General features: G+C 47.3%; 1 protein-coding gene and 2 pseudogenes. 1 reads left to right on the top strand and 2 read right to left on the bottom strand.

Annotated features, from left to right (window positions below; genetic code table 11):
* Window positions 1-362: 362 nt before the first annotated feature.
* Window positions 363-619 (top strand): annotated as a pseudogene (locus tag J3482_RS21150) (transposase); the annotation flags it as partial.
* Window positions 620-654: 35 nt separating this feature from the next.
* Here the strand turns inward: J3482_RS21150 and tnpA are convergent.
* Together tnpA and J3482_RS19995 are read right to left on the bottom strand one after the other, a co-directional pair.
* Window positions 655-993, bottom strand: a complete 339-nt coding sequence (gene tnpA / locus J3482_RS19990) for an IS66 family insertion sequence element accessory protein TnpA (protein WP_206919773.1) — start codon at window positions 991-993, stop codon at window positions 655-657.
* A gap of 83 nt (window positions 994-1,076) precedes the next feature.
* A pseudogene (locus J3482_RS19995) lies at window positions 1,077-1,286 on the bottom strand (arginase family protein); the annotation flags it as partial.
* Window positions 1,287-1,568: the final 282 nt, after the last annotated feature.

Consider the following 1,568-nt stretch of genomic DNA (forward strand, 5'->3'; position numbering starts at 1 on the left):
TTGGGTTACTTGAAATTTTCTCGAAGGTTGGGGTGAAGTCCTTTTTCATGCCCTCAGAACCCTTGCCCTGCGGGAGTTTATAAATCTGCAAAACGCTCATTTTTTTATTCAAGAATCGATCCAGAAAAATTGTATATATAATAGGCGTACTAGGGGTGGTTATGAGCATATTCGGAATAATGCAAATGATATATATCCTTTATCATTAAGCATAATAGCTAAGGCGAACGGTCCATTAAGGAGTAGTGTCCGGTATGCTGTGTAAAAAGGGGATGGCAGTGGATTACATAATATGAGCCATCCGCCCCTCTTTGGTAGAATGTGAGATTGGAGAGATACCACATCACCAGGATGGAAACGCAATGGCTCAATACCAAATTACCCTGAACGACGAAATTTTGAAAGACCTCTTCGTGCAGAATGGGGTGTCGCGAAGTTGGTTGAACAGGTGCTCAATCAGGTATTGCAGGCTCAGGTCACGGACCAACTGAAAGCGAGCCCGTATGAGCGAACTGAGGAGCACCGAGGGTAGCGTAACGAAACATTGCCTCATTCCATCACGACGCGTGTTGGGCAGCTCGTTCTGCGCGTTCCACGGATTCGCGATGCATTTATCTCATAAATCCATTCCAAAAGAAGATGAACGAGTTCGTTTCATTCTTCATGCGGGACGCTCGACCAAGCCATACTTCGAATGGCGTCCAGAATGGGAAGAAGCATTGCTTTCAGTCGCTCAAGGAGCTCGTCGTTATCGGGGATGAGGATGTCAAGCGCTGCCACGAGGTTCTCCACGCTATCATAGTCCTTCGCTTGAGAACGGCTCTCACCATTCAAAGGCTTTTGACGCCGGTTGCCTCGCAGTTTGCTCGACCAGTAGCGAAAACGATGGATATTAATCTCTTGTGCAGCGCACCAAGCCGTGGTTGTTTGCCCACTAGATTCAAACTCTATAAGACGCTTCTCCCATTCGTCATGCAAGTCTGTCCTTGACATGCAGATCACTCTCCTCACTTTCATTTGAGGAGATTATCCCGCATGGAGGATTCTCTTACGAGGTGTATAGATTTTACGCTTACGTTGTACGGACGAAGAAGAATCGAAAAGTCGCGGACAGCTTCGGGCCCGAATCGTTGCCCTGTGCGAAACGATGCACCAGAATCAAACGGAATACCAGCAATCACAAAATCCATGTCATCATCGAGGTGTTCTACATATGGAAGCCGAGCGAACGTACGTGGTCCGCAAAAACGTGGGGATTGAAACGAGTCCTTCGGTTGATAACGCATGCGTGTACCCCCTGCATTCAAAGTCTGACGTACCTACCCCTTTGTTTAGCAAGTTTCATGCCATAATTGCAGGAGGTACTTCGCGAAAAGCACGACCTCGTACATCACCATGGAAATTTCGAATACGCATGCCTATATGCACACGTCCTGCAATAGAAAGCAAGGGGAGGTAGTGTCCCGTCAAGTGGTGTAAATTGAGTGCAACCACTCAGTGTCTGCTATTTATGCAAAACTGACGTTGGCGCCAGCAATTGTTGTTCGTCGTTGCCGGTTAGTTTAGCC

Origin of the sequence: Alicyclobacillus suci, assembly GCF_017329615.1 — a bacterium.
GTDB lineage: Bacteria > Bacillota > Bacilli > Alicyclobacillales > Alicyclobacillaceae > Alicyclobacillus > Alicyclobacillus suci.